The sequence below is a fragment of the Leuconostoc sp. BM2 genome (genome assembly GCF_002095565.1).
Classification (GTDB): domain Bacteria; phylum Bacillota; class Bacilli; order Lactobacillales; family Lactobacillaceae; genus Leuconostoc; species Leuconostoc falkenbergense.
The window spans coordinates 23,085-29,142 of the sequence record NZ_MOWQ01000022.1 but is presented as its reverse complement, the minus strand read 5'-3'; the positions used below and the strand labels follow the sequence as shown (position 1 = coordinate 29,142).

General features: G+C 37.1%; 7 protein-coding genes, 1 tRNA gene and 1 pseudogene. 2 read left to right on the top strand and 7 right to left on the bottom strand.

What is annotated here, in order from left to right; translation table 11 throughout:
- Positions 1–112, top strand: a pseudogene (locus tag BMG01_RS10965) (IS30 family transposase); the annotation flags it as partial.
- Positions 113–372: 260 nt separating this feature from the next.
- Here BMG01_RS10965 and BMG01_RS06955 read toward each other — a convergent pair.
- On the bottom strand, positions 373–1,227 hold the full coding sequence (locus BMG01_RS06955; RefSeq protein ID WP_036068612.1) for an undecaprenyl-diphosphate phosphatase: 855 nt from the start codon (positions 1,225–1,227) through the stop codon (positions 373–375).
- Positions 1,228–1,369: 142 nt separating this feature from the next.
- Between BMG01_RS06955 and BMG01_RS06950 the strand changes: the two genes are divergently transcribed.
- A tRNA-Lys gene (locus BMG01_RS06950) sits at positions 1,370–1,442 on the top strand.
- Between the two features lie 43 nt (positions 1,443–1,485).
- On the opposite strand, the gene BMG01_RS06945 is transcribed toward BMG01_RS06950, so the two are convergent.
- From BMG01_RS06945 to BMG01_RS06920, 6 genes are all read right to left on the bottom strand, one after another.
- Positions 1,486–2,823 (bottom strand): GHKL domain-containing protein, encoded by a 1,338-nt coding sequence (locus BMG01_RS06945; protein WP_004911907.1) that lies wholly within the window; start codon positions 2,821–2,823, stop codon positions 1,486–1,488.
- Complete coding sequence (locus tag BMG01_RS06940; RefSeq protein WP_004911905.1) at positions 2,820–3,518, bottom strand: LytTR family DNA-binding domain-containing protein; 699 nt, start codon at positions 3,516–3,518, stop codon at positions 2,820–2,822. The genes BMG01_RS06945 and BMG01_RS06940 overlap by 4 nt, the downstream gene beginning before the upstream one ends.
- 125 nt (positions 3,519–3,643) lie before the next feature.
- The gene (locus tag BMG01_RS06935) at positions 3,644–4,300 is read right to left on the bottom strand and encodes a hypothetical protein (RefSeq protein WP_004911903.1); all 657 of its coding nucleotides are present in this window, start codon (positions 4,298–4,300) and stop codon (positions 3,644–3,646) included.
- Positions 4,301–4,477: 177 nt separating this feature from the next.
- The gene (locus tag BMG01_RS06930; RefSeq protein ID WP_004911900.1) at positions 4,478–4,732 is read right to left on the bottom strand and encodes a hypothetical protein; all 255 of its coding nucleotides are present in this window, start codon (positions 4,730–4,732) and stop codon (positions 4,478–4,480) included.
- Positions 4,733–4,812: 80 nt separating this feature from the next.
- Positions 4,813–5,451: a hemolysin III family protein gene (locus tag BMG01_RS06925; protein WP_004911898.1), complete on the bottom strand. Its 639-nt coding sequence runs from the start codon at positions 5,449–5,451 to the stop codon at positions 4,813–4,815.
- Between the two features lie 100 nt (positions 5,452–5,551).
- Complete coding sequence (locus tag BMG01_RS06920; protein ID WP_036068611.1) at positions 5,552–6,034, bottom strand: TspO/MBR family protein; 483 nt, start codon at positions 6,032–6,034, stop codon at positions 5,552–5,554.
- Between the last annotated feature and the right edge of the window lie 24 nt (positions 6,035–6,058).

The window sequence follows — 6,058 nt, the reverse complement described above, 5'->3', positions numbered from 1 at the left end:
TAGCGCCAAAGAATTAGATCAAATTAATCATTGGATCAATGCGAGACCAATGAAAACACTCAACTGGCAATCACCACGAAAGGTTTTTCAGCAGTTTGCAGTGTTCGGTTAATTCTTGCAATCTACCTTATATTTAAATTTTCTTTTGATAATAACATTATTTCACAATAACGCGACTATATTATGAAATAAATGTGTCCAAAAAATGCCTTTTTATAAACAAATAAAAATATTACATAATTTATAAATAAAAGTCACCTAATCATCCGTCATTTTTGATAAAAAAATCAATTACTAGCTATAAGTTAGTAATTGATAGATGACATTTCATTGTCTTGTCAATTTTTTTCAGAAATGGTAACACATTTTATTTTAATGCATTGTCGTAATCACGCCTGTCATGCCAAGCAACAAGAAGATCACACCAACGATAATACGGTAGTAACCAAAGGCCTTGAAGTCGTTATTTTTGATGTAATTCATCATAAACTTAATCGCAAACAACGCCACAATCCAAGAAACCACAAAGCCAAATAGCATAACCAAGCCTTGCATACCAGTGAATGAGCCACCTTCATGGAAGAACTTGAACATCTTCAATAGCGTGACACCAAACATCACCGGAATTGATAGGAAAAATGAAAATTCTGCAGCAACAAAGCGTGAAGCACCAAGAATGATGGCACCAAGAATCGTGGCACCTGAACGAGATGTTCCCGGTACTAATGACAAAACTTGGAACAAACCAATGTAGAGCGCTAGCTTAAACGTGATTTGGTTGACGTCTGTAATTAAAGGCGCAATACCCTTTTGACGATTTTCAATCACAATGAAGATCACACCATAAATAATCAACATGGCTGAAACAACCCAGAAATTCAGCAAATGCGCATCCATGAAGTCATTCAGCAATAAACCAAAGACCACAGCGGGCAAGACACCAACTGCCACACGAATCCACAGGCGCCATGTTTGGAACTTTTCACGGTCTGTTTTTTGTGGTGAAAATGGATTCAATTTGTTGAAATAAAGTTGAATCACGGCAAAAATGGCACCCAATTGAATGGCATAATCGAAAAATGGGGTGAAAGACTTCGTCCACACAGCGCCACCGGGGATTTTCATCAGTGTTTCCGCCAAAATAATGTGCCCTGTTGATGATACTGGCAAAAATTCTGTCAGGCCTTCAACGATACCAATAATGATTGATTTAATCAGATCTAGCATGTGTCTAAACGCGTTTCAGACTGCTTATTAACAGTCAACGCTTTTCCTTCCATATTGAGAATAGTTCCATTTTATCATATTTGCTGCTTGCTTTTTCATAAATCACGTGGTATTATATTTATTGTTGTGAAACAGATGATATGGTCAGCTAGCTCAGTTGGTAGAGCAACGGACTCTTAATCCGTGGGTCCAGGGTTCGAGCCCCTGGCTGACCACTATATCAGCTATCAGAATTAATTCTGATAGCTTTTTTTGTGATTAGATGTCAAAAAATATAATGCTGACATCATATTGAGAACCATTGATTTGTTGTTGATACAAACCGTCATATTTTTCGACAATTTGCTTGATATTTTTCAATCCAAACCCCTTTTGCAACCGATCACGTCGACTATCGACTTCATCAACATTAAACGCATTGCTGACCTGAATCAATAATTTTTGATTGACTGCCTTGACCACGAGTGAGACGATTTGTTTGCCTTGACGATGACGCGCAACTGCGGAAAACGCATTATCCAATAAGTTGCCAATCACAATTGCCAAAATATCATTAGGAATGGTTAAAGATTCTGGCACCAAAATTTGACTGTTTAATTGAATGCCTTGTGCTTTAGCTAAATTATTTTTTTCATTGAGCAAATAATTAAGCAAGGTATTACGCGTAAAAAAATGCGTACCCATCGTTAATTCTGACATACCATTTCGAATCAATGTCTTTGCTTGATCATAGTCGCTTTGTTCAATTAATCCCAATAAAACAATGTTTTGGTTGCGTAAATCATGTTTGATTGCTGTAATCTTTTCCCAATTAGCCTTAGTGAGGTTAATAGCCGCAATTTCCCGCTGCAAGATTTCATTTTCACGTTCAATTTGATGTAATTTCAAATAATAGATATTTTGCCCTTGATAAATGACTAGAACAAAAGTATTCAGTACCACAATAATGAGGACAACTAACCAAACTTTTTCAAACGATAAAGCCACTGGATAATAAATGTCACGCATGAAATAAAACAACCCCATCGTTGACATATTGACCATTAAAATTAAGGTGATTTGAACAAACTGATTACGATTTGTGGTTTGGACAAGTGTTGGCTTTAACCAATACTTCAACATCAGCGTCGTGGCTACTACCAATATCAGTTCAATACCTGTACGTCCCCAAGCACTAACAAAATGCAACGATTGCAATAATGGCAGTAATTGATTGAAGATAATATCGCCAATAAACTGACTAGCGTAAAGCCCTGCAACCAAAATGCTCGTCCAAAAACAACTGGCTAACAGATTTGACTTAGCCGGAATCACAACAAACCAACAAAAGCATACAACAATCAACAGTGACAATAGCAAACTAAAGTCCAAATGCCACTGTTTTCCAATTTCATTTGACAATAATGGCACAAACCCTACAGTATTTTGCGCCATTAAAAACCACAAGTAAAACAATAAACTACCCAAAATCCCAAGGGTGACACGCGTTGGACGATAATTGATAAACAAGGATTGCCTAAAAAAAATGGCAACCATCCCTAACATAACAGCCAATAAAGTCAAATTACTGACATAAATTTCTATCATTAATTTCATGACATCATTTCCCTCAAAGCCGCCATAATGGCGATTTTAGCTTGTCTTTGATACTTGCGACTAATTGGAATTATGGTCTCATCGTTTAGAAGTAATGATTGATTTTTCAGATGCTTAACTGCATTGACATTTACAATAAAGGATTGATGAACCTGAACGAAACGATGATCTAATTTAGCTAGTACATCAGCAGTAGTCATCGATGTTTCATAGATTTGGTGTCTTGTATGAATCAAAACTGTATGACGATTTTTTTCAAAATATCTAATTTCTGTTAAATCCAAACTATGTGACGTACGATTGAAAGTGAAAGTGAATCGTCGACTTTGTAACCCTAAATAGTTGGTTAAGCGTTTCAACGATTGATTCATTTTTTCTTGTGTCAGCGGTTTGATTAAATAATCAAATGTGTGTAAAGCAAAAACATCTTCCATGTATTCCTTATAGCTGGTCACAAAAATAATAGGATTAGCGTTACCAAAATCCCTGATTTGACCTGCTAACACAACACCGGACATCTCCGGCATTTCAATGTCAAGTATGAAAAAGTCATAATAGTTATCAGTTAATGAAGCTAATAATCGCAAAGGATTAGTAAAAACATCAACATCAAATCGCTTCATATCATAGTTGCGTAACAGTGTGTCAACTTGATTAGCCAATACGAGTGAATCATCACAAATTGCAACCTTCATAGATACCTCATTTTTTGTTATATACTAGCGCAATATCTAAAATATAATTTATTCTTTCATGTTATATATTAACAAGTAAAAACCGCCTTGTACACTAGGCGGCCATTAGATGGATAAGTTTATTGTTAATTAATTTCGTAATACGAACCACTGACTGGGTCTAGCGTTGAAAAATAACCATTCAAATTACCACTATTTGTGCTGGGATAGTAATGAAACTTGCCGTCGGGATTAACAGCATAAGATGCTACCTTAGCTGTGTTACGTCGCGTAATAAAATTAAAGGAATCACCGTTTACACGAACACCAAAGCTTGGGTTAGCCACATAATCTTTGAAATTAAAGTAGTACCCACTATACCGCCACCCTGAACCAGAAAAAGGGTCTGATTTATAAGTGCTGCCTGTTAATGTTTTAGCTTCTGTTGGAATTGAGGTTCCCAACAATAAATTATCTGGTTTAAAATTTAATTTTGTTTTTGTATTATGCACCGGCTTCTTGGTATTCTCAGCTACCACTTGTCGAGCCGCTTTATCAATTTCCGGCGTCACTTGTGAAGTTGGTAATCCTAATTTGCGTTGTGCTTGACTAACCGTTTCAAAGTAAAGATCTGCCTCACTTTTAGTCATATCACGCCCCAATTCTTCACTAAAAATTACGCCTGTATCTGCATTAACATTGGCTTTCATTTGCTCAATACTGGCTGCATGTGGATGTACGGTTACCACACACATCCCTATTCCCAATGTAGCAATACTCAGTAATAATGATTTTTTAATCATTGTCTTATCCTCCTTTTTTTGAACCACTGGGTCAACTACTTGCTAACCTTGCTTGGTACAAAATTAAGTATATCGACTCATAAACATAATATTGATAAACCAGCACAATTGACCATTTTAAACACACACTTGACCGACAAACACACAATTTTTGTCAAAAAAAAAAAGCCTTTCGGCTCAATCTTCAACGGCATAATCATTGACATGTAAGGAATCGAGAAAGTCATTTGCGTCTTCTTTTGAAATGATGCCCTTTTCAATATTACCAGCAACAATTTTCTTAATCTCTTGACGAACTTGATTTTTCGTCCCGTCAGCGACGATAATCACCGTACGCTTCAAATCATCATGCCAGGTAACGTTGACTGGCCCCCAAGTATCCAAGTGCTGATCAATTACCCATTGCTTAACGTGTGATTGTGTCAATGCCATATTTTAATTTCTCCTGCAATTATTTAACAGCTATATTATAGCTCAAAAACAATAATATCACATTGATTTTGTTTAAATTTTTAGAGTGAAATAAAGATACTGGCATACATCAAGCCAGCGCCACCGAGTACAAATAGATGCCAGTAGACATGCCCCATAGGAATCTTAGGAATTAGATAAAAAATTGTCCCCGCAGAATAGGTTAAGCCGCCAGCCAAAAGCAACCAGAAGGCTGTGTGTGACAATACGCCCCACAAGATTGGCATTGCCAAAATAATCAGCCACCCCATCACAAGGTAAATGACCACCGACACCCATGGCCAGCGTCCGACAAAGAATAAGTCATAGACAAAGCCGGCAATCGTCATTGCCAAAATAGCACCCCAGATACTCCAGCCGACCCATCCTTTGATTAGTAGCCAAGTGTACGGCGTATAGCTACCTAAAATCACTAGATAAATACCCGCATGGTCGAAAAATTGAAATATTTTGGCCGCACGCGTGAATACCAACGAATGAAACAAAGTTGATGCAAGCAAAAACAAGCCAACTGTGGCGATATATATGATTATCGCTGTCAACTCGAAAGCAGACACTGGTCGTTGCAAGACATGAAATAGCAATGCGATGCCAGCAATCACGGCCAAAATAAATCCTAAACCGTGTGTTACAGCGTTTAATACCTCGTAAACAATCAGGTAACGTTTTGAACGTTGCATTAGTAACCCCCGTAAATAATTATGTGATTTAATTATACAACAAAACCGAGCCATTTTTAGAACGACTCGGTTGATTAACAGTTGACAAAACTGTCACTTTTTAATTTAAGATAGCCACTGCAATCGTGAGGTAAGTCGCAAACATAATCCACGCCAAGTACGGATACATCAAGTAACTCGCCCACAATTGATTGCGCCTGAAAGAGACAATGCAGGCAATCACTAGGACATCTAAAACCAGAATAATCGGTACACCAATCCAGTAAAGATTACCACCAAAAAACACAATACTCCAAATAAAATTAACAAAAAGTTGTAACCCAAATAACACCAAATTAGTCTTTTTGGCTGCTGCATGATGCTGACTAACTAATAATAAATAAGCAGCCACACCAATCAACAGATATAAAATGGGCCAAACAATCCCAAAAACGAAATCTGGCGGTGAAAGTGGTGGCTGTACTAACTGATTATAAATTTTCTTAATGTCACCCGCTAAAAAAGCCGATAATCCACCAATTGCCTCCACCACAACAACCATTCCAACTAATAGGGCGACATGCTGCCACTTTTTTATTACCATCGTGATTTCCTCTACTTTCAGTGT